Source organism: Verrucomicrobiaceae bacterium (genome assembly GCA_016713035.1).
GTDB lineage: Bacteria > Verrucomicrobiota > Verrucomicrobiia > Verrucomicrobiales > Verrucomicrobiaceae > Prosthecobacter.
Genome location: JADJPW010000004.1, coordinates 93,090 through 118,280 on the forward strand (window position 1 = coordinate 93,090; position 25,191 = coordinate 118,280).

Genomic DNA, 25,191 nt, shown 5'->3' on the forward strand with positions numbered 1-25,191 from the left:
CTAGGCAGCTACTTTTTGCCTGCCGACCGCGAGGACGCTATTCACCAGTTGGATGAGTGCTTCACGCTGATAGGGCTTTGGCAGCGCTGCGGAGAAGCCATAGGCCGCACAGTCCTGCATCACCGGATCATCGCGGTAGCCGCTAGAGACGATGGCGAGGAGCTGTGGGTCGATCTGGCGCAGGGCTTCATCGTCTCCTGGCCACACATGCCACCAGGGATCGTCAAATCGAGGATCACCAAGTCATAGGGCCTACCTCTGGCCACCGCGTCTTGGTAAAGACGCAGCGTGTCCTTCCCATCGCCCGTCTCATGCACCTCAAATCGTGCAGACTCCAGCGTGCGGCGCAGCAGATCACGGACGAGCAGATCATCCTCCAAAAGCAGAATCCGTGCACCAGCGGAGCCACTCATCTGCGTGACCGCACCCGTGCGAGGACGCGTCGTGGGGCTGGCAGACATGGACGGCGCAGAGGTTATCTGCACAGGGGCCGCAGCAGGCTGCGACAGCGTGATTTCCAGATCACGGCGCAGATCCGTGATGCTCTGGTAGCGCAGCGCACGGTCCGGCATCATCGCCCGCACCACGATGGCATCCAGACGCGGGTCCAAAAGGGCATTGATCTGCGAAGGCGGCATCCAGGAGCCACGCGGCAGCATGCCTGTGAGCATCTGATACGCCATGACGCCAAAAGCATAGATGTCCGCTCGATGATCCACCTCACGATGCGCCTCGTATTGCTCCGGCGCAGCATACTCCGGAGTGCCCATCACCATGTGCGTCTCTGTCACCATCGACTGCGCTACCAGCGTGCTTTTCGCGAGTCCGAAGTCCGTCACCTTCGCCTCCCCCTGCCGTGTGAGCATGATATTGGCCGGCTTGATGTCGCGGTGGACGATGCCCTTGGAGTGCGCGTATTCCAGCGCCAGCGCGATCTGCGGTAGGAGCTGTAGCGCCAGTTGTGGCGTCATCCGACCAAGCCGCATGATCTCGGCCAAGTCCGTCCCGTCGATGAACTCCATCACGAAGTACAAAAACTCGCTCCCCAGGTGCCCATAGTCATAAATGGCGACGATGTGTGGATGCGTGAGCTGCGCCATCGCCCGCGCCTCACGGCGAAAGCGGTCCTCAAAGGCATAATCATAGCCATCAGTCACTCGCAGCACCTTGATGGCCACTGGCCGCCCCAGGCTCAACTGCGTGCCACGGAACACGGTGCCCATCCCACCCATACCCACGCGTGCCTGCACGGAGTAGCGACCCAGCGGCATCATGCGGGTGATGTCCTCTACTGTGGGAGGCGCGGAGCGATTCGGGACCGAGCTCGATGAGGCGGCGTCTGGTATCATGGGTGGCTGTTGAGCCCCGAATCTGGCACATTCACGGCCCTCATGCTAGTAAGGAGTCACAGGGATCATGATTCTTCACTCCTTCCACAGAATCCGCGCCGCCCAGACCGTGTTATCGGCTCCAAAGGCATTATCGGTCGGGATGATGATGTTGGGCGAGTAAGTCTGCATCCACTCTGCCACCGTGACCCAGGTCTCGTTTTCGCTCACCTCAGTGATGGCGAAATTCCCCAGCCTCGCACCGCGCTCAGGCACGAGGACGCATTCCGAGGCTCGTTTCACCGCGAGCGTCTTTTGATCCACCTCTGCCATGAAAAGCGGTGCGCGGTGGCGGATGACGTGGTCGTTGTGCGCACCTTTGCGGTTATAGACGAGGTACAGTCGGTCGCGATGCGTCACCCAGTGCTGCTGCGTGTTGTAGTTCCCCAGCTCACTACCGTCATCGAACTTCCACGGCTGAATGGGGCCAAAATGCAGCCCATCATCACTCACCGCGACATAGCCCGCCGTATCATTGCGCAGCGTGAGGTAAAACTTGCCCGCACAGCGTGTGATCGACGGCTCATACACGCCACGGCCACTCTCCAGCGCCAGCTCCGTGCCGTGTTCGCAGTATTTCAGCGTCTCACCGTCAAAGGAGCAACGCAGGACGGTGGTGCGGTAGTATTTGTCCTTCTCCGCCTTGAAATAGATCGGCAGCAAGATGTCGCCATTCTCCAAATCAAAGCGCTGCACGCTACCAGCGCCTGCATTGATGAATTTTGCCTCCTTCGGCATGTCCAGCGTCGTCCAGGGCGTCCAGGTGTGCTTTTCGGCATCATAGACAGACCACGCCGTCTCACGCGGCCGCACCGCCATGACGTGATCCCCCTTGTAGCGCACTGTATGGCCGATACCGAGCAATTTGCCGCTTTTTGCATGAAACTTCGGCGTGAAGTCACAAGCAGCCACCACCACACCATCCGCCTCATTGCGCCGTCCCAGCGTCTCCGCGTGCTCCGTGATCGGGCTCCACGCTGCACCGAGATCATCACTGCGCGTCTCATTGAGTGCGAAAAACACATCGCTGCCCGTGAGGAGCAGTTTTTGCATCGTCAGCACCACACTCGGTGTCTTGCCGGGGATCGCGCCGGCGCGTGGATGCACCCAGCAGGTCTTTCCATCATAGCCCTTCGATACGACGACACGCTTCACCTCAAAAGGCAGCCCCGCAGGCAGTGGCGGGATGAGTTGAAGATGCCCGCGCAGCTCCGCCACCTCGCGCTCCAGGCCTTCGGCCACGAGTCGTGCCATCATGCGGGCTCCCTCGCGTGAAAAATGCGATTTGTCCTTCTCTCCCGGCCCATAGAGCAGACAGAACTTCTCCCCGAGCTGCTGAAACAGCGCAAAGCTCGCCCGATGCAGGTCGATGACCGGCGCCTTCATTTCCGCGCCCACCTCCTTCGCCGCCTCCACATACGGCGTGAGCGACGTCGTCAGTTTCCCATCCACAAACACCCGCCGCGCCACCGAAGTCACGAGCACCGGCTTTCCCCCGCCCTCGCGCACCTCGCGGATGAAGGCCTTCAAATTCTCGCGGTAACTCGTCGCCGCATCCGTGCCGCGTTTCGGGTCACTCTTTTGGTCATTGTGCCCGAACTGGATCAGCACCCAATCCGCCTTCTCCTTCAGCACCCGATCCCACAGCCCGATCTCGCGAAAACTCTTCGTACTCGTCCCCGACCGCGCATGATTCACCACCGTCGCCTTAGGCAAAAACTCCCCCAGCATCTGCCCCCACCCCGCAAGGTCAGGCCGATCCTTCGGCGGATTCGGCACACTCGCCACCGTCGAATCGCCCGCGAGGACGACTCTGAGCGGTTCAGCATGAAGCGTGGTGATGAAAAAGAACGCGAGAAGGAGATGGCGCATGACTTCCAAACGTCACTAAACCTCAAAACAACTCAGGAATCATCACGCCGTCCGTGAGCGGCACGGGGCGGCCATCGGCGGAGCGGTATTCGATCTCGCGGTAGTCGTAGCCGAGGGCTGCGTAGATGCTGGCGTGGATGTCGGAGGGGGAGATGGGGCGTTCATTGGGATAGGCACCAGTGGCATCGCTGCTGCCGATGACCTGGCCGCCGCGCACGCCGCCGCCGGCGAGGAGGACGCTGTAGCAGCCGGGCCAGTGATCGCGGCCGGCATCGTTGTTGATCTTTGGTGTGCGGCCAAACTCGCCCATCCAGACGACGAGCGTGCTTTCGAGCAGGCCGCGTTCTTCGAGGTCATCGAGCAGCGCGGCGTAAGCCTGCTCCATCGGCGGCACGAGACGGTTCTTGAGGCCGTTGAAGTTGTCTTTGTGCGTGTCCCAAGTGATCGACGGGCCGTTCACGGTGGTGACAAAGCGTGTGCCGGATTCGATCAAGCGACGTGCGAGCAGGTGCGACTGGCCCCAGCTATGGCGACCGTAGCGTTCGCGGACTTTTTCGGGCTCTTTCGAGAGGTCAAAGGCCTCGGCGGCTTTGCCGGTTTGCAGCATGCTGGTCGCCTGCTCGTTGAAGATGTCGATTTGAGCCGTCTGCGGCGAGGTGATGGGCCGCGCGGCGGCGCTCATGTGATTCAGCAGCGCGAGGCGCTCCTGAAAACGCGTGGGCGTGAGGCTGGAGTCGAGCGCCATGTTTCGCACGCGGAAGGTTTTCGCGTTCGGATCGTCATCGAGCACGAAGGGATCAAAGCGATTGCCCAAACAGCCGCCGAACTGGCCGGGCGTGAGATACACCTTGCTGTCGCAGTGCGGGAAGGGCGTGATGACATAGGGCGGCACGCCTTTGGAAAAGCCATCCCGCTGCGCCAACCAGCCGCACAGCGTGCCGACGCCGGGAAGGTCGGTGGGGCTCGGTGTGATGAGCGTGCTATCCACGCGATACGGCCTGCCGACGGTGGCCCAGTGCATGCCGCCATTATGACTACTGTGACCGTGATGCACGCTGCGGATGAGCGCGAGCTTGTGCATGCGCTTCGCCATCTGCGGCAGCAATTCGGTGATGTGCGTGCCGGGGACGCTGGTTTTGATCGTTTTGAACTCGCCGCGAATCTCCGAAGGCGCATCGGGTTTCGGGTCCCAAAGGTCGATGTGGCTCGGTGCACCACCATTGAAGATCAAAATGACCGATTTGGCCTTTCCGAGGCCGATTTGCGGAGAACCGAGCGCACGAAGCTGACTGAGCCCAAAGCCCAGCATGCCCATGCCGCCTGCTTGCAGGATGTTTCGCCGCGAAACGCGCATTTCTGGCAGAGGAGCCTTCACGGGCGAAACCTACGCGTGAGGAGCAGCAGTCTTGCTAGAGCACTTTCAGCTCGCAGCAGGCCAGAGGCCATAAATCTGTGCTCCGATCACACCGCCGATGATGGGACCGAGCACCGGAATCCACGCGTAGCCCCAATCGCTGCCGCCTTTGCCGTGAATGGGCAAAATCGCGTGCGCGAGGCGCGGGCCGAAGTCGCGAGCGGGATTGATAGCGTAGCCGGTGGGGCCGCCGAGGCTCAGGCCGATGGCCCACACGATCACACCGACGAGCGCGGGCGCGAAGCCTTTGTCGAAACCGGTGCCTGGAAGCAGATTCGCAGGCGATGCGACGCTCAGCACACCCAGCACGAGCACCGCAGTGCCGATGATCTCGCAGATGAGATTCGAGATGCTGTGACGAATCGCCGGGCCAGTGCTGAAAACGGCCAGCTTGTCGCCCGGAGCATCGGTGACCCGCCAATGCGGCAGATAAGCCAGCCACACGAGCACCGCGCCGACAAAGGCCCCGGCGATTTGAGCGCCGACATAGGCGGGAACGAGTGCCCAATCGAATTTGCCGATGCTGGCGAGCCCGATCGTTACGGCAGGATTCAAGTGCGCCCCGCTGATGGCATTCGTGGCATATACCGCGACCGTCACCGCGAAGGCCCAACCCGCCGTGATGACGATCCAGCCCGCAGCGTGGCCTTTGGTCTGTTTCAGGACGACATTGGCGACCACGCCATCACCCAAAAGGATGAGCAGCGCGGTGCCGATCAGCTCGGCGAGTGGGGCGGTCATGGTTGGTGGTTGGGTTGGAAAGAAAAAACCGGTCTGACCACGAAGATCAGACCGGTTTGAGAGAGGCGCTTAGTCCTCGCTGCTGGCAGAGAGCGCGGCGATGACGTTGATATCTTCGAGGGTCGTGGTGTCGCCTTTGATGATCTCACCAGCGGCGATCTGCTTCAGGAGGCGGCGCATGATCTTGCCGGAGCGAGTTTTCGGCAGCGCGGCGGCGAAGCGGACTTCGTCGGGCGTGGCAACGGGGCCGATGACTTTGCGGACGTGCTTCTTGAGTTCTTCGCCGAGGTCGCGGCTGGTTTTGATGCCTTCTTTGACGGTGACGAAGCAGACGACGCCTTGGCCTTTCAGCTCATCGGGACGACCGACGACGGCGGCTTCGGCGACAGAAGGATGCGAAACGAGGGCGCTTTCGACTTCGGCGGTGCCGAGGCGATGTCCGGCGACGTTCAGCACGTCGTCGATGCGGCCGATGATCCAAATGTAGCCGTCTTTGTCGCGGCGTGCTCCGTCGCCAGCGAAGTACCAGCCTTTGAAGTCGCTCCAGTAGGTTTCTTGGTAGCGCTTCTTGTCGCCCCAGATGCCACGCAGCATGGACGGCCAGGGCTTCTTGATGACGAGCTTGCCCTGCTCATTCGCGCCGACTTCGTTGCCGAGGTCATCGACGATGCCGACATCGACTCCGAAGAAGGGCAGCGTGGCGGTGCCGGGCTTCGTGGGGATGGCTCCAGGGATGGGCGTGATCATGTGGCCGCCGGTTTCAGTCTGCCACCAGGTATCGACGATGGGGCATTTGCCGCCGCCGACTTTGTTGTGATACCACATCCAGGCTTCTGGATTGATCGGCTCGCCGACGGTGCCAAGTAGGCGGAGGCTGCTCAAATCGTGCTTCTTGAGCCATTCGTCGCCCCACTTCATGAAGGCGCGGATGGCAGTCGGCGCGGTGTAGAAGACGGTGACGGCGTATTCTTCGATGATCTTCCAGAAGCGGTCGTTCTCCGGCCAGTTCGGAGCGCCTTCATACATGAGACAGGTGGCTCCGAGAGCCAGCGGGCCATAGACGATGTAGCTGTGGCCAGTGACCCAGCCGATGTCGGCGGTACACCAGTACACATCGTCGTCGCGGAGGTCGAAGACGTATTTGCAGGTCATCTGCGCGTGCAGGAGGTAGCCTGCGGTGCTGTGCAGGATGCCCTTGGGCTTGCCGGTGCTGCCGCTGGTGTAGAGAATGAACAGATCCGCCTCGGAATCGAGCGCCACGGGCGGGCACTTCGCATCCACGTATTCGAGCTCGCGATGCCACCAGACGTCGCGACCTTCCTCGATATGCACGTCCTGGCCGGTGCGACGATACACCACCACGGTCTTCACCGGCGTGTCTTTGCCCTTGAGGGCGTCATCGACGTTTTTCTTCAAAGGCACCACCGCACCGCGGCGATAGCCACCATCGGCGGTGATGATGATCGCGGCACCGCTGTCGAGCACGCGGTCTTTGATCGATTCGGCGCTGAAACCGCCGAAGATGACGCTGTGAACAGCACCGATGCGAGTGCAAGCCAGCATGGCGATGGCGGCCTCTGGGATCATCGGCATGTAGATGATGACGCGGTCGCCTTTCTTGACCTTGTGACGCTTCAGCACGTTGGCAAAGCGGCACACTTCACGATGGAGCTGCTGGTAGGTATAGACACGCTTCTCGCCGGGTTCGCCTTCCCAGATCAGCGCGGCCTTGGTCTTGCGAGGCCCGTTCAAATGGCGGTCGAGGCAGTTTTCGCTGACGTTGAGCTTGCCGCCGGTGAACCATTTCGCGTTCGGGCACTTCCAATCGAGCACCTTGGTGAAGGGCTTCGTCCAGGTGAGTTCCTTCGCTTCATTGCCGAAGAACTTGGCCGGATTCTTCAGCGATTCGGCGTGCATCTTCTTGTACTGCGCCATGGAGCTGATGCGGGCTTTTTTCACAAAAGCGGCGTCCGGCTTAAAAACGCGGTTTTCGACGAGGAGGCTCTTGTTGGACGATTTGGCAGCTTTGGCTGGCTTGGAGGCGGCTTTTTTGCTCATGGTAGGAAAATAGAGGGTGAGGCTAAACGCTAACCGACCGCGCTGGCAATCAAGAAGTCATCTGCCTCGATGGAACCAGCCTCATTTCAGCACCGGAGCGTCGGACGGATGCGGGGACCAAGGAGTGACTTTAGAACGAATCCACAGGTTGCGCAGATTACACAGATGGATGGGCCTAAATCTGCGCACTCTGTGGATGAAAATTCAAAGTTGGATTGTCCTTTGGCAACGACGCGATCAGAAAGTCTCGTCCTTCTTCGGCGTCGTGTCCTTGGGTTTGTCTTGGAGCTTGGGGACGACCATGGCGGGCTTTTTGGGGGCCTCGGGAGCTTTGGCGACAGCAGGGACGGGCGCGGGGGGCGGTGCTTTGGGCTTGGGCGGCGGTGGAGGCGGCAAGAGTAGCGTGTCGAGGGCTTTGCGCTGATCAGCGAGCTTGGAGTCATCCAGAAGGCGACCAATCATGCCAGCGGGGTCTTTGAGGCGAGAGGCGAGGTAATTGACGGCGATGGCGGTGGCGTAGGGCGTGCCGGGGCTGAGGGTGTATTCACTGCCGTTGACGCTCCAGTAGGAGATGTGCGCTTTATTGATGTCGATGGGCTGATTGTTGCGCCAGTCCCGCCAGACACGGCCGGGGATGGGCTCCAGCACGCGCCAGCGCTCACGCATGCTGCTGGAGAGGTATCTGCGCTTGAAGCGGGCTCCCCAACTGCCGTCTTCATCGGCGGCCAGGATGAGGAGACGGGTGCGCATGTCTGCGATGTCGTTTTCACCCGCAGCATCAGTGGCGGGCATGCGTAGCGGACGTGAAAGCGTGAGCAGCAGGTCAAAGAGCTCGGGTTTGGCTGCGACGGCGGCATTGGGCTTTTGGTTTTGTCTGCGCCAGACGGCGGGAATGTGCTCAAAGAGGAGCTGGGAGCGGCCATGATTGCCTTTTTCATAAGCCGGGAGGAAGCGGCCCATTTTTTCAATGCCGACGACGCGACCGATGCTGTCGAGGGCGGCGACACCCTGTGCGGCGCTGACAGCGGTAACGGGCGAGTCGAGCGGTGGGAAGCTGTCTTCGAGAACGGGGACAGAGAGGTATTTATCGAAGGCATCAAAGTCGTGCACGGGCTGGTGGATATTGCACTCGGTCCAGGCGGTGCGATCGCCGAGGAGAGTGACCAGGGCATTGGCAGCACGGGCGAGCACGGCCATGGCGTTTTCTGGCGGGACGGTCTTGGCATTGAGGGCGGACTGCACCTCGGCCTGCGGTTTAGCGACTTCGCCGATCTTGGTGATGGAGCTGTAGGACTTGGAAATTTCAGGACGGTGGGATTCTTTGGGCAGGCGGCCTGCGGCGGCGCATTCGGAGAGTGCCTGGAGAGCGGCCCAGGTGCTTTCGATGTCGGCGGCGCGTTGGTTGTAGAAAAACTCGGTAGCGCCACCGAACTGGACTTTCTCACTCAATTGATCGTCCCACACGAGTGGCCACTCAGTGGTGGCAAAGCGGAGCGCGTTGCGGGACCACGATTCGGCATACTCTTTGAGGCGGTTGCGCCCGCCTTCAGCGGCGGAAAGGAGAATTTGATTGGCTTTGGTGGGCCGCTCCTTGAGTTTTTCTTTGAGTTTTTCCACCTCGGCTTCGCCAGCGAGGTAGTCGCGAATAACGACGGCGATGATTTGCGGATGGATGCTCATGGGGCCCCAGAGGCCGCGTGCGGGGCCGTCGGTGATCTGGCCGTCGAGCAGGCGAGAGGCGAGCTTGAGCGTCCATTCTTCTGCGACGGCACCCGGAGTGCGCGAGAGGGCGATGGCGAGCTGCGCGAGATTCCATGTGTGGTCGGGTGCGCCGTAGGTGTCGAGGTAGTTGAGCAGGTTCTCGCTCATTTTATATACCACGAGATCGTTTTCAGGCAGGCCAGCGTTGCGCAAAGCGGTGAGGGCCATGGCGGAGTCACCGATGAGATTGCACTGCCAGGAGGTGTCACCGACGTGTTCCCAGATGGGTTGTTTGTCGATCATCTCCTCGGGGCCATTCGGGTCCCATCGGATGATGGTTTCCTTATAGGTGCCGGTTTGGCGAGTGGGCACCTTGCGGACCTGGCGCAGTGGGGGCTCGCCGGGGGAGGGATTCGGCACCATGACGACGAGGTCGGTGTATTCATAAATGGGCCGATCCACTTCAATGCGGCGGTATTTGCGCGGCACTTCTTTATAACCAGTGATGCGTACACGCTGGATGGGCGGGATGATCCAGCCCTGTGGGTCCGCTGTGGCCAGTTCTTTGAGTTTTTTCACTCCTGCAGCCAATGCCACACTGGTAGCGTATTCGAGATCCGCAGTCGAAATGACTGGTGCAGGCACGAAGGGCTCTTCCTTCCGCGGCTTCGCAGATGTAGGTGGCGATGGAGTAGCTGGAGCTGGCGCCGCAGTCGGAGCGGGGACAACTGCTGGCACCTGTGCAGATACGGTCCAGCAAGCCGCTATCAGCAGACTCATTGACTTAACCAATCCCTGCGTGAATGCGAATAGCCTTGTGTGCGTGTGAAGTGCTTTCATGAGAGAACCTCTTGAGGGATGTGAAGTGGCCCCGCCGGATGCGGAGAAGTGTCGTGGAAGCCCTAACGTGCGAAATCCAATATCTTATCTAGGCATGCGCGATGTTGAGCGCTATATCTGCTAAGATGTCAGCATGTCTGCACGTTTCCAAAACCGCCTATGAAACACACCCTACTCTTCATCACCTCTGCACTTCTCACTCTCAGCGCCGCTGCTGAAACCACCGTCACCATGACGGGCGTTCACAATTGCTGCAAAAGCTGCACCAACGGCATCGTCAAAGCTGGCGCAGGCCTCAAAGACGTGACGATCACGGCGGAAGGCAAAACCGTCACCATCGTCGCCAAACAAAAATCTGCCGCAAAGAAGGCCGTCGAAGCCATCATCGAAGCTGGCTACTACGGCAAAGTCGAAGGGGACGAATCCTCCAGTGCGAAATCTGCCGCTCCAGCCAAAGCAGAATCGAAAGTGGCCAAAGCCACCGTCACGGGTGTGCATCTCTGCTGCCAAAAATGCGCCGATGCCGCGACGAAGGCCGTGAAAGCCGTCGCAGGTGTCAGCAAATACGACATCGCATCCAAAGCCACTTCCTTCACCGTCGAAGGTGACTTCTCCAAAGCCGATCTCACTGCCGCGCTCAACGACGCAGGCTTCGCTGGCAAGATCGAATAAATTACCGCAACCAACAACAATGCGGAGCCGGGGCAGGTGCGAGAGCGCGGCCCCGGCTTTCTTTTATCCGCGAAGAGTCGTGCAGAGCACTCCCACCTCTCACTTCAGGGATGCCACAGCGCTTACTTCGTCGGAATGGTGCTGCTGTCCTTGGGCGGGTTCCGCCCGATGAAGGGATGCTGCTCCAAATCAAAGACTTGGCCGCTGATCGGCCCGCATTCATCCGCCAGCAGCCACGCCGCACACGCAGCGATCTCCTCCGGCCACAGGATGCGTCCAGCGGGTGCATACACTTTCGGCAGATCCGCATACCAGTCCTCTTTCAGGCCGTGCTCACGCTTACGCCGCGCCTCATTCTCCGTCAGCACCCAGCCAGGATTGATTTGATTCACCCGCACACCATCCTCACGCATCAGAGTATCGCCCAGATTCCGCGTCAGCGTCATGAGCGCCCCTTTGGAAACGCTGTAAGGCATCAAATTCGGCTCGCCGCTCCAGGCGTTCACGCTGCCGATATTGATCACACTACCACGCATCTGCCGCAGATGCGGTAGTGCGGCCTGAGTGATCAGATAGGGCACCACGCAGTTGATCTCCAGCATGCGGCGGAACCATGCGGCATCCGTGTCATGAATATTCCCCAGCCCCACCTGCGCCGCGTTATTCACCACGGCATCGAGCTGCCCAAAAGCCGCTACGATATGCTGCACCAAATTTTTCGGCGCATCAGCCTCGGCCAGGTCCTGGATAAAGAGCGTGGCATTCTCCGCCCCCAGCTCCGCCACCGTCTGCTCGCCCAGATCACGCTCCAGTCCATGAATGAGCACCCGCGCCCCCTCCGCGACACATCGCTTCGCGATGGCTTTTCCGATGCCAGTGCAACTTCCTGTGACGAGAATAACTTTGTTTTTGAGGCGCATGCTGCCCATCTCTAATCAGAGCGGGCGCATTGTCATCACCAGCCTTCTCAAATACTCCAACTGCCTCTGCGGCGGCGCCTCATCCGCATGGCTCGGCAGAACGCCTTCCAGCGGCAACTCCAACGCACGACAAATGCTGCGATGGGCTTCTGCGCTGTCTTGATTGAGGTAAAAAGGCGCGATTTGCGGCCCAAAGCCAAACGTGGCGAACAAATCGCCGCTGAAGAGCAAACGATGCTTTTCCGAGTAAAAGCCGCAATGGCCATGCGTGTGCCCAGGGAGCGAAATGACACGCAAACCGCCCCAAACCGCGATTTCGTCGCCATCGCGCAAAAGACGCTGCGGACGAAAAGCGGGCATCAAAAGCACTTGGCGACCGATTTTCTCCAAAACGCCAGCCACGCGGCCCCAACCGGCATAAACGGCTCGGTTTTCGAAGTGTTCGAGATCTGCGGCGGGTCCAGCGATCCAAGCGCCATGCTCTTTGGCAAGCGCGGGAGCATTGAGCGTGTGATCGAGGTGCCCATGCGTGAGCAAGATGCCGCGAATCGGCAGATGTGACCACCCGCGCTCTTCCAGCGCCGCCTTCAAAGCCGCGCAGCCACCGATGAAGCCAGTGTCGATGAGATACAGCCCATCATCGTCCCGCAAGACGAAAAACTGCACGATCCACGTGCTGACGATGAGCAGGTCAGGCAGCATGATGTCACTTCGCCACACCGCTGATGCTGAAGTCGTCGTATTCGACGTCCACGGCATTCGTCGTGAGGCTGACGAGCGATTTCGTATCATGAGCGATGCCTGCGGAGGCGAAGCTGCCGACTTCTTTGCCGTCGATGCTGACGCTGATCGTGTCGCCGCTGGTGGTGACGACGAGGGTGTGCCACTCGCTGAGGCTGATCTTCGCAGGCACACGCGTCTGCTTCGTGGCGAGCATCTTCTTTTCGTCGTCCGTGAGTTGATTGGCCTTTTTGCGGTCGTAGAGGCCGCCTTCGAGGTTGAAGCCTCCCGTCTTTGCATCCGACAGATTCACCCCGGTCGGTGAAATGGATGCCTGGCAGATGTGGCCGGCGTGGGAGCCTTTGTAGTTCTTGTCGTCGAACCACACGTTGAAGCTCTTCGCCTTGTCGCTGACGAAGCGGAACTTCACCTTCACCTGGAGGTCCTTTTCTCCGGTGAACTTGATGTTATCGACCGCGCTGTGGTCGGAGGTCGGTGCCGTGATGCCGACGAGCACGCCGTCTTTGACGACGCTGGAGCTTTTGTAGTGTCCCCAGGCCTTGCCGAAGCCCTCGGCACTGAAGTCGTCGGAGAAAATGACGCGTGGGTAATCGGCGGCGAAGGCGGTAGTGGCGAGCAGTGTAAAGGCGAGCAGTGATTTCATGGGACGATGTGAACGCCCCGGAAGGCACAAACCTTCACCGAACTCACACGGGCCGCAGCACGCTCTTCACGACTTCGCCTTTGTGCATCTTTTCGAAGGCTTCGTGCCATTCGGTGACGGGCCAGACGCCGCCGATGATGGGTTTCACATCAAACTGACCGCTGCTCATGAGGGCGATGACGCGCTCCCAGATCGGCCAGTTGTGGCTGAAGCTGCCTTGCAGCGTGATATTTTTCTGCACGAGCGGGTCCATGTTGAAGCCGAGTGGTTGCGGTCCCCAGCCGACTTTGGAAATCCATCCGGCAGGACGGACGATGTCGAGGGCGATCTTCAGCGTGACACTCGCTCCAGCGGCATCGATGACGCCGTCGCAGCCGAGGCCGTCACGTTCCATGGCCCAGGGCTTGGCGTCGCCGATGATGACTTCGCAGCCATAGTGCTTGCGGGCTAGTTCGAGGCGATGCGCATCCTGCTGGAGGCCGACGATGGCGACTTGAGCGCCACATTGTTTGGCCATCGCCGCGCAAAGGATGCCGATGGTTCCCGGCCCGAGCACGACTACGCGGTCACCGGGCTCGATGCGGGCGTTTTTGACGACGGCGTTGTAGGCGACGCAGCAGGGCTCCGTGAGGCAGGCCTGCTCAAACGGCACATGATCCGGCACATGGTGCAGGATGCGGCTGGGCACGCGCACATACTTCGTCATCGCGCCGTTCACGCCGTAGCCGAAGCCTTTGCGCGTGCTGTCGAGGTTGTAGAGGCCGCGACGCGTCATCGGGTTATCCTTGGAAATGATCGCGGCGGTCTCGGAGACGACGCGGTCGCCTTCTTTCCAGCCTTCCACATCCTTGCCGACCTCAATGATGTGTCCGCCGAACTCATGGCCGAGCACGACAGGATAATTCACCGGCCAGGAGTGATCGGAGGTCCACTGATGCAGATCGGAGCCGCAAACGCCCACATTGGCGACTTCGAGAAGCACGTCCTCGGCACCGATGGTTGGCTTTTCGATCTCACGGATTTCGACGGAGCCTTTTTCAGGCGCGAAGTTGACGACGGCGGCAGATTTCATGGTGGGAAGATTATTCGTAGTGAGAGTGGCATGAGGCGATGACGATGGATTCATCGGTCACTCGATAAACCAAGCGATGTTCGTCATTGATGCGGCGGCTCCACCAACCTTTTAGTTCGTGGCGCAGGGGTTCAGGCTTGCCGATGCCGGTGAAGGGGTTGCGGGCGGATTCATTCACGAGCCGAACGAGCCGCTCAAAGAGTTTCGGCTCATGCAGAGCCATCTCTGTGAAGTCTTGCCAAGCATCGGCATGAAAGCTGACGGTTCTCATCGAAACTGTGCCTGATCAGGTGTGACGATGTTTTTTCCGGCATCAATGTCTGCCACAGCACGGAGAAGGCGCTCGCGATTCGCTGGATGACGGAGCAGATAGGCCGTTTCATCCGTCTCAGTGACGGATATTTCGATGGGGCGGCTTTTAAAAACAGTTTTCAGACTGGCTATGAAGCTCTCGTCTAACTCGTCGGCGGTGGTGTGGTAAACGGTCGTCATGGGAAAGAGTGTCATAGGTTCAAAGGTCTGCCAAACACGAAGTTCGGCTCAAAAAGCCGCCACATCCTGAGCATGAACCGCCTCGCAGATCATGCGCAGCGAGGCTTCGAGGTTGCCATCGGCGGTTTTGAAAGCATCGGCATCAATCGTGAGCGGGGCACCGAGCACGACGAGAGGTGCGCCATACTTCGGGCACTGGATGGCTTGTTCGAGACTGAGGCCGCCGACGGCTTGCACGGGCACTTTCACGGCCTGGACGACTTCGCGGAGCTTGTCGAGCGGGCTGGGCATGCGGTGGCCGGCGGCGGCGATGCCGCGACGCTCGTCGTAGCCGATGTGATGGATGATGTAGTCGCAGCCGAGGTCTTCGAGCCATTTGGCACCGGCGACCATGTCTTCGCAGATCATGTTATCGCCCATCACCTTGCAGCCGAAGTCCTTCCCTGCCTTCACGACGCATTTCACGGTCTCCGCATGCGCTCGGGCCATGACGACGACATGCGTGGCACCGGCTTTGGCCATCATTTCGGCCTCCAGATAGCCGCCATCCATGGTTTTGAGGTCGGCGACGATGGGGGTGGTCGGAAAAGCCTTCCGCAGGGCGCGGACACCATGCAGACCTTCGGCCAAAATGAGCGGCGTTCCGGCTTCCAGCCAGTCCACACCAGCTCGCATGGCTAGCGCAGCGGTTTCGAGGGCTTCGTCGATGTTGGTGAGGTCGAGGCTGATCTGAACGATGGGTTTCATGGAGGAAGCGTGTCTGTAATGGAAGTTCACCCTGCCTTCAACTCATCACACAGCGCCAGCGCCTTCAGCGCCTGACACGTCGCGATGTAGGTGATGTAGTGGTAGTTCCCGCGATACAGCGAGTGCATCCACCAGCGGCCCGAGACACGCTGCTCCTTCTTCAACCAAGCCACGGCCTTCTGAACGCGTTCATCCTTCGCCGGGACATCGCTCTGGCGCATGAGCACGACGGCGAAGGCGGTCATGTAGGCATCGCTCTCCGGCTTCGCTGCATCGGGGAGGCCGGTGATGAGCTTTTGGACGGTTTCGCTCACTTCAAAGTGCCAGTCGTTCAGCGCGGAAAAGTCACGCGTGCTCCAGCCGCCATCGGCGTGTTGTTTGGAGGAAAGCAGCTTCAGCGCCGCCTCGCGTTTTTCAGCGGAAACGAGCTCCGGCAGGTAAAAGGCGAGTTGTAGGCTCAAAACGCGATCCCAGTCATTTTTCGGCTCCGAGCTGCGCAGCCATTTTTTGAGCTTTTCGACCTTCGCGACCAGTTTTTCGTCCTTGAGGCCCGCAAGCCATCCCGGAGCAGCCGTGATGGTGCGCACGGCTTGCAGCGAGAGTTCGAAGTCCGTGGTGATGTGCGGGATTTCGACCTCGCCATGACTCACGAAGGCTCCGCTGGCCGCTTGACGCTCAAACATGTCGCGAATCGACCGCTCGGTGTGCTCGGAGGTTTTGCGCGTGACATGCTTGTCCCACTCCGCGAGGCCCAGCGAGCGCCACACGGCCGAAAAAGCGCCTGGCATGTGCTTGTAGCCGCTCTTCGTGGCCGTCTCCTTCACCTCTTTGATCTCCTTCGGCACGAACTCGATGAAGTCCGCCACGATCTCCTCGCTCGGTTTGCCGAGCTGCGGGATCAAAGCCGGTCGCTCGCTCAGGTAAGGTCCCGTGGTGTGGCAGTTCACGCAGCTTTTTTCACGCACCCAGCACACCGCACCGTCTTCGAGATACTTCACCGCCGCCTTGATCGACTCCGCATCGAATTGCTTCACGCGAGGCTCGTCGGCGGTGGGGATGCTCACCTTGATGTCGCCGGATTCGTATTGAAACGCAGGCTTCGGCTTCTTGGGCGGCGTTTCGGCAGCGAGGAGCACCACAGGGGCTAGAAGGAAGACGAGAGCGATTTTCATGCGGCATTCCAAACGCTCAGCTGACAGAAAGCTATTCAGCGACGCAAAAATCAGTTAAGCTACCGGGCATGAAATCGCACCTCCTCATCCTTTGCCTCGGCCTCCTGGTCGTGCGGACGGCTGCGCATGAGGCAGAGGCTAAAACTCTCACCCGTGTGAGTGCTGCTATCGCCGCGCAGCCGCAGGATGCGGCACTGTGGGTCCGCCGAGCGGCATTGAGGCTGGAAATGCGGGACTGGCAGGCCTGCTTGGTCGATCTCGAGCGTGCAGAGCGGCTCGGAGCGGAGAATTTGGAGCTGCTGCGTGCGCGGGCGCTGGTGCAGGGGAAGCGTTTCGAGTATGCGCTGGTCGTTTTGAGGCCACTGGAGCAGCATGCAGGCGCTCTGCGGCTCCGCGCACAAACACAGGCTGCCTTGCAGCATTTTGAAGAAGCAGCGGTGGATGCAGAAAGAGCTCTGCAACTCACGCCACGGCCTGAACCGGATGATTTTCTCGAAAGCGCCGAGTTTCTCTGCCTCGCGGGCCGGGAGGACGATGCACTGGCCATGCTCGATCGTGCGCCGCAATTGCCAGTGATCGTCGAGCGGGCCATGCGGTTGGAAAAACTGGCCTCTGCTCTGCGGCGGCTCGAATCGCTCATCTCCTCCGCGGCGGTGCCTGAGCCGTTGCTGGCGCGGAAGGCTGTGTTGCTCGCTCAAAATGGCCGTGAGGCTGATTCAGTCACAGTTTGGAAACAAATCACTCAACGCATCGCAGCCATGCCGCCACAGGCACGCGGTTCACACGCCATGTCAAAACTCACACTGCAAGCGCATCAAGCACTGGAGGCACTGCAACAGCACACGCCGTGAAAATCGCCCTGTTATTCTTTTTTATCACCGCGCTACAGCTCGCGGCGCAGGTCAGCTTCACCGGGGCGGACTACATTCAAGATTTTGACAGCATGGGCACCAGCGGCACCTCTGCGCCTACCGGTTGGGGCTTTTACGGTGCTCACGGCGGCGGCAGCACGACATGGACGACGAGCATCCCGGCCACGGGTGTTGGCGGTGGCACGGTGAATCATACGCTGACGGCGAGCACGACTTTTGCCACTAGCAGCAACACCGCAGGCTGGAACTACGCCCTCCCGACCTCGACGGCGGATCGTGCGCTGGGCACCTCACCGACGGGTGGTCAGGGTCTAGCGCTGCAACTTGCTCTGACAAACAACACAGCGGCTGCGATTCAAGCCATCCGCATCGGTTATGACACACGACGCTTCACCGCTGCGCTCAATCAACTAGCCGGCTACTGGCTGTTTTACAGTGTGGACAATGGTGCGACGTGGACGAATGCCGCCGCGCTGAATCCTGATGCTGTCAGTGTACCTGCGACGACGGGTGTGACGACGACGCCGGTCACGGTGATCGAGCTGGCAGCTCCTTGGGCTGTCGGCTCGCAACTGCGCCTGCGCTGGGTGGATGACAATGGCGATACCTCGCCGGATCAAATCTACGGTCTCGACAATGTGACCCTGGGCGTGGTGCCGGGAGCGCCGCCAGCCGTTGCGCTCAGCTCACCGGCTGCGGGAAGCGTTGTTATCGTCGGTGAGGCCATCCCACTCGCTGCGAGTGCCACAGACGACGGCAGCATCACAAAGGTGGAATTTTTTAACGGCAGCAGCGCCAAGCTGGGCGAGGCAACGAGTGCTCCGTTTGAGTTTGTATGGAATGGAGCAGCGGCAGGTAGCTACAGCCTTACTGCACGTGCCACCGACAATGATGCGAACCTGGTAATCTCCAGCGCAGTCGCTTTGATAGTGAATGCGGAGCCCGGTAGCGGCACACTGACACGCGGACCGTATTTGAACCAGGGGAATCAAAACAGCATCGTCATCCGCTGGCGCAGTAGCCAGGCCGTGATCGGGCGTGTGCGCTATGGCACAGCGAGCGATAGCCTGACGCAGAGCGTGGATGAGTCCACGGCGACGACGGAGCATGTGGTGCAGCTCACCGGCCTCTCGGCTTACACACGGTATTATTATAGTGTCGGCTCCGCGCTGGATACGCTGGCGGGCGGAGATGCAGAGCACACTTTCCGCACCTCGCCCGCACCGAGCACGGCTACGGACACCCGCATCTGGGTGCTGGGTGATGCAGGCCGTGCGAATGCTGACCAGACCGCTGTGCGTGATGCCTACTACACCTGGACTGGCACACGCACGCCTGATCTATGCCTCATGCTCGGTGACAATGCCTACAACAGCGGCACCGACAGCGAGTATCAGGCCGCCGTTTTTGGCATGTATCCGACGATGCTGCGCAAAATGCCGCTGTGGTCATGCATGGGCAATCATGATGCGAACAACGGCAGCACCAGCAGCACGGCGAACTTCCCGTACCTGGACATGTTCACCTTTCCCACTTCGGGTGAATGCGGTGGCGTGACGAGCGGTACAGAGCGCTACTTCAGCTTCGATTATGGCAACATCCACTTCATCAATCTCGACTCACAGACGAGCAGCAGAGCCACGATCGAGTCCACTGGTAGCGATGGCGCGATGGCGGCTTGGTTGCGCAATGATCTAGCCGCTGTGACCGCGGCGTGGATCATCGCCATTTTCCACCATCCGCCCTACTCCAAGGGCAGCCACGACAGCGATGTGGAGTCACAGCTCGTGCAGATGCGTTCACGCTTCGCTCCGATCCTGGAGGCTGGGGGCGTCGATCTCGTGCTCACGGGCCACAGTCACAGCTACGAGCGCAGCTTTTTGCTCGATCAGCACTATGGTCTGAGCACCACCTTCACCGCTGCGCACAAGCGACAGCCCGGCAATGGTCGCCCCGCTGGCGACGGTGCCTACATCAAGCCGCTCACTGGACCGCGTGATCACTTTGGGGCCGTTTATGCACTCACTGGCAGCGCAGGAAGCGCGGATGGCGGCCCACTAGATCATCCCGCCATGTATGTGAGCTACAACACCCTCGGCAGCTTCAACATCGACATCAATGGCAACACACTCAATGCCACCTACATCGAAAGTGACAACGAGATCACCGACACCTTCACCATCGTAAAACAAGGTGCCGCCGACAGCGAGGGCGACGGCGTGCCGGACGTTTTTGAAATCGCCAACGGCATGGATCGCCACAACGCGGCGGATGCCACGTTGGACATCGACAAAGATGGCAATGACGCCGTAGAGGAGTATCTCTACGGCCTCAATCCTGCCGCCAGCGATCGCTTTGGCTGGACCAAAACGCACAATGGCAACTCGGTCATTGTCACCTTCCCCACGCTGCCTGAGAGGGTCTATCGCGTGTATTGGAGCACCGACCTGACTACTTGGTCAGCCGGTTCCGCCGTGATTACCGGCGACGGCACGAACAAGTCATGGACCGACTCATCCAGTGCCGCGAATCGGCGTTTTTACCGTGTGGAAGTGAACGCTGGGCCGTGACTTTGCTCATGAGAGGTCAGCTGCGTTTTTCCATACGCTCGTTCCAACATGCGATCTGCCATGTCTCGATAGCCTTGATCTCCCTCGGTGCGTTGCGAGGTGAAGAGGGCCGCTAGGAAAGCGCCAGCATGAGGTGGGCGAGTTCGTCGTCCACTTCATCGGGGGAATCGACGAGGCGGGCGACTTCAGCGCGGAGGAGGTCGCGGTAGCGTTGGCGCAAGCGACTGAGGGCGACACGCGTGGAGGCAACACTGAGGCCGAGTTTTTCCGCGTCGGCTTCCTCGGCCCCGTCGCCGCGGGAGGAACCGAAAATCATGGGTGAGAGCACGGCAAAGCGGGTGCCATGGCCGGAGCTTTCACACTCTTGTCGCAGGTGATCCATGACATGTGCGAGGAGGGTGTGCGCCCATTTGCGATCAAAGGCACGATCAGGGCTATCATCGGCACCTGGGGGCTCAGGGATGGCATCGAGAGTGAGTACTTCTTTGTCCGGGCCGCCGCGCTTCTGCCGAGTGTCACGACGGTGCTCGTTCATCATGAATCGCTTGATGGCGGTGAGTAAAAAGGTGCGAAAACGACCGCGCTCACGGTCGGCCTGGGCTTGCAGCCCGCTGGTGAGGAGTTTGGTGAAGAAGGACTGTGTCAGGTCTTCTGCGTCGGCATGGGGGACGCCGAAGCTGCGCACATACTCGAAAAGCGGTGGCCAATAGTCGCGACAGAGCTTTTCCAAAGCAGCCGCTCCTTCTGGAGTGCTGCTATTGGCCGAGCGGATGACGCGGGTCCATTGGGTGGTCTGAAAGTCCATGAGGCGGGTATCGAAGCTCAGCCACTTTAGCCGTATCAGGATTACCCGAACAACTGCGAAGTCGCTTTTGATGATTTTCGTGTCGTCTCGGATGAAATCTTTGCCGACATTTGGTGAAGTAACTCTGATCTCATGCATACCACCAACCCAGTGACCGATGACGCCGGTGCCGCCGCGATGCTGGCGAGCACGCTGCGCCCGCCTGTCGAGGCTGAAATCCCGGGGGATGCTGTGGGTATCTACACGCTGGTGCAAAAGCTGGGCGAGGGCGGATTTGGCACCGTTTGGGAGGCCCGGCAGACGGAGCCACTGGAGCGCGATGTGGCTCTGAAAATCATCAAGCTGGGCATGAGCACGCTGGAGGTGATGGCGAGGTTCGAGCTGGAAAGAGCGACCCTGGCCCGCATGAATCACCCCTGCATCGCTCATGTGCTGGATGCGGGCATGACGCCGAGCGGAAGGCCGTTTTTCGTCATGGAACTGGTGCGTGGCACCACGATCACACACTACTCCCGCGAGCATGGGCTGACGCTGGAGCAGCGGTTGCGGTTGTTTCAAAAAGTCTGCGCCGGGGTGGAGCATGCGCACCAAAAAGGGATCATTCACCGGGATCTGAAGCCCTCGAATGTGCTGGTGAAGGCCGTGGATGACGATGTGGTGCCAAAGATCATCGACTTCGGCATTGCCAAGGCCATCACCACAGATCGTCTCACCGAGCTGACGCTGGCGACTCGACTCGGGGATGTGATGGGATCACCGATTTACATGAGTCCGGAGCAGGCCGCGGCCAGCAGTGACATCGACACACGCAGCGATGTTTATGCCCTCGGTGCCTTGCTTTACGAACTGCTGACCGAAAGACCGCCCTTTGATCCGAAGGAGTTCGCAGCAGCAGGGCAGGATGAAATGCGCCGCTGCATCCGCGAGGTGGAGCCAGTGAGACCCACGCAAGTCCGGCGAGAGATCAGCATCGATCTGGAACTCATCACTCGGCGGGCCATGGCAAAGGAGCGTGAACTGCGCTATGACTCTGCTGCAGCTCTGGCAGAGGACGTCGAGAGATTTTTAAATCATGAGCCCGTGCGTGCTCGTGCACCGAGCTGGGCTTACCTGACGCAGCGATGGATGCGGCGACATCGCGCGGGTGCACTGGCTGTGGGTGTGAGTGTGCTCGCCTTGCTGGGAGGCACGGCTTTGGCTCTCTGGCATGCTGCGCTGGCACGTCAGGCGCAGCGGGCTGCGGAAGACAGTGCCATGGAGGCGAGGCGACAGCTCCACGATGCCGATGCGGCCACCCATGCGCTCATCGAGACCATGGCGGACATGGGGCGCATTCGCAGCGGTAGGAATCTCACGCACGAGGAGTTACGCCGAGCCGTCACAGAGCGAGTCAGTCACTTTCAGGGCGATCCCGTGCGAAAGGCACTGATGCTCTCCGCGCTGGGTCATTTCGCTCCGAATCGCGAGGCAGTGGATCTGCAGCGCCAGGCCCTTCAGCTCGCCGAGCAGGCTTTGCCAGCGGACGATGAGCGCCTGTGGACCCTGCGGCTTGCCTTGTTGCGGCAGGAATCTCAGATCAGCACCGACAAGGCCGCTCTGATTGATTCGGCAAAGAAGATTGCTGACTGGATGTTGGCCCACTTTGGGCGGGAGGAGCCTCGCACGATCACGGCCCACCTGAGCCTCGGGATTCTCTTCAACCGATCCGGTCGTGCAGCAGAGGCTTTGAGTGTGCTGACGGAGGTGGAGGCATGGTGTGCCCAGAAACCGGCCGGTTTTCGCGAGGGGACTCGTGTCTTTGTGCGAATCGAGCTCGCCGAGGCCCTGATCGCACTGAAGCGTCATGATGAAGCGCTGAAGATCAGTCGTGAAAACATTCAGATCGCGCGGGCGAGCTTCACGGTGCGGAATTTGGCCCTTGCGAGGAGCCTGCAGCAGTTCGCTGAGATCAGCCACAGCTTGAAAAATCTCGATGAAGCCGCCACGGCATCGGCTGAGGCGGTGAAAGCGTTTGTGGATGCCGTAGGACCCGCTGAAAGGGTGGCACAGGATGCGCAGACATTTTTGATCAAGCTCCAGAAGGAACGCCTGGATGAGGCCGCCATCATCGCTGCGAGTGATGACTGGATGAAGGAATGCGAGAAGCGGCTCGGCCCGCGACATGAAGTCAGTCTCGCGGCCATAGGTTCACACGCCACGCAGCTAAGCAACACAGCGCGGCACGCCGAAGCCCGCCAGCTCTGTGAAGACACTTTGGAGAGCCTTCCCACAGCCTCCGAAGGCACCCTGCCAGTGGAGGCTATCCCCGTGCTACGCGCCCTCGCTCGTGCTCAGCGGATGCAAAAAGACTTTTCTGCTGCCGAGGCCAGTTTGAGCTCGTTAGTGGCGCTCATGAGGCAGCATGAAGCTGAAAACATTCAGCGGCATGCCGATGCACAGCAGCTCGTCAGCGTGCTCATGGCGATGGATCGCCAGTCAGAGGCACGCGCCATGCTGGAAACGTGCATCGCAGAGCTGAAGGCCCTCCCGAAGCCCCGCGCGGCCAAGGCTGAAAAACTGCTCCAGGCAGCCGAGAAGCAGCTCGCTGAGTTTAAGTGAATCTTTTTGTAGAAATCGTGAAATCAACGTCTGTGGATGTCCTTGCAGCGGGTGAATCCACCACAGACATCCCTCATGAAAACCACTGCTGCCACACTTCTCCTGCTGCTCTTTGCCACCCTGCTCTCTGCCCAGACGGTGACGCCTGAAGATGGAAACTGGAGCCTGAAACACGTCGAAATGAGCAACACTCCGGAAGCGGCCTTTATGGCTCGCACGGGAGACATTGATAACCTCGGCTTCGGTTGGTCTGCGGGTTTCAATCCCTTTTCCGGCAACAGCACCTCCTCCCACACCTGGCCCTGGACACTGGACCCAGCCGATCCCGACGGCACAGACCGCATCATGGTCATCTCCAGCTTTCGTGGCAACCCACCCAACGGTGACGACGGCTACACGCGAGACACCAGCCGCCCCGCAAATAGCGTGCGCCCGATCGTGCTCGAATACACGCCTCCAGCGACCATCACCAATGCCTGCCTTCAGATGTTTGTGGATGATTTCCAGGCTCCCGTTTGGGGTAGCCTCTACTACGTCACCCTCAATGGCCTGCGGGTGCCAGCGTTGGAAACGGTGATCAATGCCATCAACCAGACAGGCCCCATTGGCCGGATGGTCACGCTGCGACTCGAGGGGGATCTTCTCAGTCAGGTGAGCACCGGACGGCTGGAAATACGCATCGATGACGACAGCACCGGCGCGGGAGACGGCTACGCCATTGATTTCGTGAAGCTACTCATCAACCGCACGAGCTTTCAGCACACCGGAGCAGTCAGCGGGCGCGTGCGGCACCCCGAAACCTCCCAAGTCATCCCAGGAGCGACAGTCCGCATCTATGACCAGGAGGTGACGACCGACGCCCAAGGCATCTACACCATCAGCGGGCTGCCCGCCGGGCTGCACCAGGTCTCCGTCAGCGTCCCTGGACTACGGTCCCGGTCTATTTCTGCCCATGTCATCAGCGGCACGACCAACACGAACACCAACATCACACCGCTCGCCGGAAACTTCACTCTGACCAACCAGATCGCCATGGAGCTGAATTTCCACGCCGCCTCCGGCTTTCGCTACGACATCGAATCGTCCCCTGACATGCAGACTTGGACTGTGCAGGAAACCATTTACGGCAACGACCGCCAGGTAACCAAATTCAAAGGATCAGGCGGTGCACAGCAGCTCTTTTGGCGTGTCCGTGAGCGCTGAGTCAATTTTTTGATGGGCGGTATGCATAGGACACACGCATGGTCATCCGTTGATTGTCCATGATGAACGTCATCATGTATGTTGATGACGCAAGGCATCTTTACCCAGGCCACCGTCCGCAAAGGCCGCAGTCAGACAGGATGTGCTCAAGGGACGATGCAAGTGATCGCATCCCCCACACGGATGACACCATCGCTCAAGATGTCCGCCCGCAGGCCGCCGCAGTCGGCGAGGGGCTTCAGCAGGGCTTTGCCGGTCACTTTGTCCAAATGAGCACACGGCGGACAAAGGCGGATACCTTCGATAAGCACGGTGCCGATGCGGAAGCGCTTTCCGACGAGCTCGTTGAGCCGCAGGCCCTCGGTGACGATGTTTCGCCGCGCCTCAGCGGCGCTGAGGCCGATCTCGGCGAGCACTTCGCTCTCGATCAGCGTGAGCTCGCGGCCGGGGCCTTTCGGTTCCCAATCCGTAAAAGTGCCGCAGCCTTCAAAGTAACGATCTCCGACGAGTCCGCGATGCGCCCGTGCCTCTGCCTCGCGAACCGCAACCGGTAGCACGGTAGCGGATGGGCTGATGTAGATGGCAGAGACGCTTGCGGGCATGCGTGATAGGCTGCTTCCGAGTTGGCTAGTTCGCCAAATCATTTCTGCTGTGTGCCTGTGAAATCCGT

At 60.0% G+C, this 25,191-nt stretch carries 21 protein-coding genes; 5 read left to right on the top strand and 16 right to left on the bottom strand.

Annotation, left to right across the window (positions count from 1 at the left end):
- Window positions 1-119: 119 nt before the first annotated feature.
- From IPK32_14555 to IPK32_14580, 6 genes are all read right to left on the bottom strand, one after another.
- The gene (locus tag IPK32_14555) at window positions 120-1,349 is read right to left on the bottom strand and encodes a protein kinase (GenBank protein MBK8093163.1); all 1,230 of its coding nucleotides are present in this window, start codon (window positions 1,347-1,349) and stop codon (window positions 120-122) included.
- A 75-nt stretch (window positions 1,350-1,424) separates the two neighbouring features.
- Window positions 1,425-3,260, bottom strand: coding sequence for a hypothetical protein (locus tag IPK32_14560; protein ID MBK8093164.1), 1,836 nt, complete (start codon window positions 3,258-3,260; stop codon window positions 1,425-1,427).
- A gap of 22 nt (window positions 3,261-3,282) precedes the next feature.
- Window positions 3,283-4,614, bottom strand: coding sequence for a DUF1501 domain-containing protein (locus IPK32_14565; protein MBK8093165.1), 1,332 nt, complete (start codon window positions 4,612-4,614; stop codon window positions 3,283-3,285).
- A gap of 66 nt (window positions 4,615-4,680) precedes the next feature.
- On the bottom strand, window positions 4,681-5,415 hold the full coding sequence (locus IPK32_14570; protein ID MBK8093166.1) for an aquaporin family protein: 735 nt from the start codon (window positions 5,413-5,415) through the stop codon (window positions 4,681-4,683).
- 69 nt (window positions 5,416-5,484) lie between these two features.
- Window positions 5,485-7,473, bottom strand: coding sequence for an acetate--CoA ligase (gene acs / locus IPK32_14575; protein MBK8093167.1), 1,989 nt, complete (start codon window positions 7,471-7,473; stop codon window positions 5,485-5,487).
- 237 nt (window positions 7,474-7,710) lie between these two features.
- A complete protein-coding gene (locus IPK32_14580; protein MBK8093168.1) occupies window positions 7,711-9,819 on the bottom strand; it encodes a hypothetical protein in 2,109 nt (702 codons plus the stop codon).
- Between the two features lie 354 nt (window positions 9,820-10,173).
- On the opposite strand from IPK32_14580, the gene IPK32_14585 reads away from it, so the two are divergent.
- Window positions 10,174-10,686, top strand: coding sequence for a cation transporter (locus tag IPK32_14585; protein ID MBK8093169.1), 513 nt, complete (start codon window positions 10,174-10,176; stop codon window positions 10,684-10,686).
- A gap of 122 nt (window positions 10,687-10,808) precedes the next feature.
- Here IPK32_14585 and IPK32_14590 read toward each other — a convergent pair whose 3' ends face one another.
- Genes IPK32_14590 through IPK32_14625 form a run of 8 tightly spaced genes read right to left on the bottom strand, consistent with a single transcriptional unit; the run spans window position 10,809 to window position 16,473 of the window.
- On the bottom strand, window positions 10,809-11,606 hold the full coding sequence (locus IPK32_14590; GenBank protein ID MBK8093170.1) for an SDR family oxidoreductase: 798 nt from the start codon (window positions 11,604-11,606) through the stop codon (window positions 10,809-10,811).
- A 15-nt stretch (window positions 11,607-11,621) separates the two neighbouring features.
- Window positions 11,622-12,308 carry an MBL fold metallo-hydrolase gene (locus tag IPK32_14595; GenBank protein MBK8093171.1) on the bottom strand — a complete coding sequence of 229 codons (687 nt, stop codon included), beginning with the start codon at window positions 12,306-12,308 and terminating at the stop codon, window positions 11,622-11,624.
- Window positions 12,309-12,312: 4 nt separating this feature from the next.
- Window positions 12,313-12,990, bottom strand: a complete 678-nt coding sequence (locus tag IPK32_14600) for a DUF1080 domain-containing protein (GenBank protein MBK8093172.1) — start codon at window positions 12,988-12,990, stop codon at window positions 12,313-12,315.
- A gap of 43 nt (window positions 12,991-13,033) precedes the next feature.
- On the bottom strand, window positions 13,034-14,062 hold the full coding sequence (locus IPK32_14605; protein ID MBK8093173.1) for a zinc-binding dehydrogenase: 1,029 nt from the start codon (window positions 14,060-14,062) through the stop codon (window positions 13,034-13,036).
- A 10-nt stretch (window positions 14,063-14,072) separates the two neighbouring features.
- A complete protein-coding gene (locus tag IPK32_14610) occupies window positions 14,073-14,333 on the bottom strand; it encodes a Txe/YoeB family addiction module toxin (GenBank protein ID MBK8093174.1) in 261 nt (86 codons plus the stop codon).
- Window positions 14,330-14,554, bottom strand: coding sequence for a hypothetical protein (locus tag IPK32_14615; GenBank protein ID MBK8093175.1), 225 nt, complete (start codon window positions 14,552-14,554; stop codon window positions 14,330-14,332). The genes IPK32_14610 and IPK32_14615 overlap by 4 nt, the downstream gene beginning before the upstream one ends.
- 48 nt (window positions 14,555-14,602) lie before the next feature.
- Window positions 14,603-15,301, bottom strand: coding sequence for an orotidine 5'-phosphate decarboxylase (locus tag IPK32_14620; protein MBK8093176.1), 699 nt, complete (start codon window positions 15,299-15,301; stop codon window positions 14,603-14,605).
- A gap of 26 nt (window positions 15,302-15,327) precedes the next feature.
- Window positions 15,328-16,473, bottom strand: a complete 1,146-nt coding sequence (locus IPK32_14625) for a terpene cyclase/mutase family protein (GenBank protein MBK8093177.1) — start codon at window positions 16,471-16,473, stop codon at window positions 15,328-15,330.
- A gap of 68 nt (window positions 16,474-16,541) precedes the next feature.
- On the opposite strand from IPK32_14625, the gene IPK32_14630 reads away from it, so the two are divergent.
- Together IPK32_14630 and IPK32_14635 are read left to right on the top strand one after the other, a co-directional pair.
- Window positions 16,542-17,324 (top strand): hypothetical protein, encoded by a 783-nt coding sequence (locus IPK32_14630; protein ID MBK8093178.1) that lies wholly within the window; start codon window positions 16,542-16,544, stop codon window positions 17,322-17,324.
- A complete protein-coding gene (locus IPK32_14635) occupies window positions 17,321-19,915 on the top strand; it encodes a metallophosphoesterase (protein ID MBK8093179.1) in 2,595 nt (864 codons plus the stop codon). The genes IPK32_14630 and IPK32_14635 overlap by 4 nt, the downstream gene beginning before the upstream one ends.
- 112 nt (window positions 19,916-20,027) lie before the next feature.
- On the opposite strand, the gene IPK32_14640 is transcribed toward IPK32_14635, so the two are convergent.
- The gene (locus tag IPK32_14640) at window positions 20,028-20,720 is read right to left on the bottom strand and encodes a sigma-70 family RNA polymerase sigma factor (GenBank protein MBK8093180.1); all 693 of its coding nucleotides are present in this window, start codon (window positions 20,718-20,720) and stop codon (window positions 20,028-20,030) included.
- Between the two features lie 132 nt (window positions 20,721-20,852).
- Here IPK32_14640 and IPK32_14645 point away from each other — a divergent pair, with 132 nt between their 5' ends.
- Together IPK32_14645 and IPK32_14650 are read left to right on the top strand one after the other, a co-directional pair.
- Window positions 20,853-23,318, top strand: a complete 2,466-nt coding sequence (locus IPK32_14645; protein ID MBK8093181.1) for a serine/threonine protein kinase — start codon at window positions 20,853-20,855, stop codon at window positions 23,316-23,318.
- Between the two features lie 75 nt (window positions 23,319-23,393).
- A complete protein-coding gene (locus tag IPK32_14650) occupies window positions 23,394-24,521 on the top strand; it encodes a carboxypeptidase regulatory-like domain-containing protein (protein ID MBK8093182.1) in 1,128 nt (375 codons plus the stop codon).
- 146 nt (window positions 24,522-24,667) lie between these two features.
- Here the strand turns inward: IPK32_14650 and IPK32_14655 are convergent, their stop codons facing one another.
- A complete protein-coding gene (locus IPK32_14655) occupies window positions 24,668-25,123 on the bottom strand; it encodes a sulfurase (GenBank protein ID MBK8093183.1) in 456 nt (151 codons plus the stop codon).
- Between the last annotated feature and the right edge of the window lie 68 nt (window positions 25,124-25,191).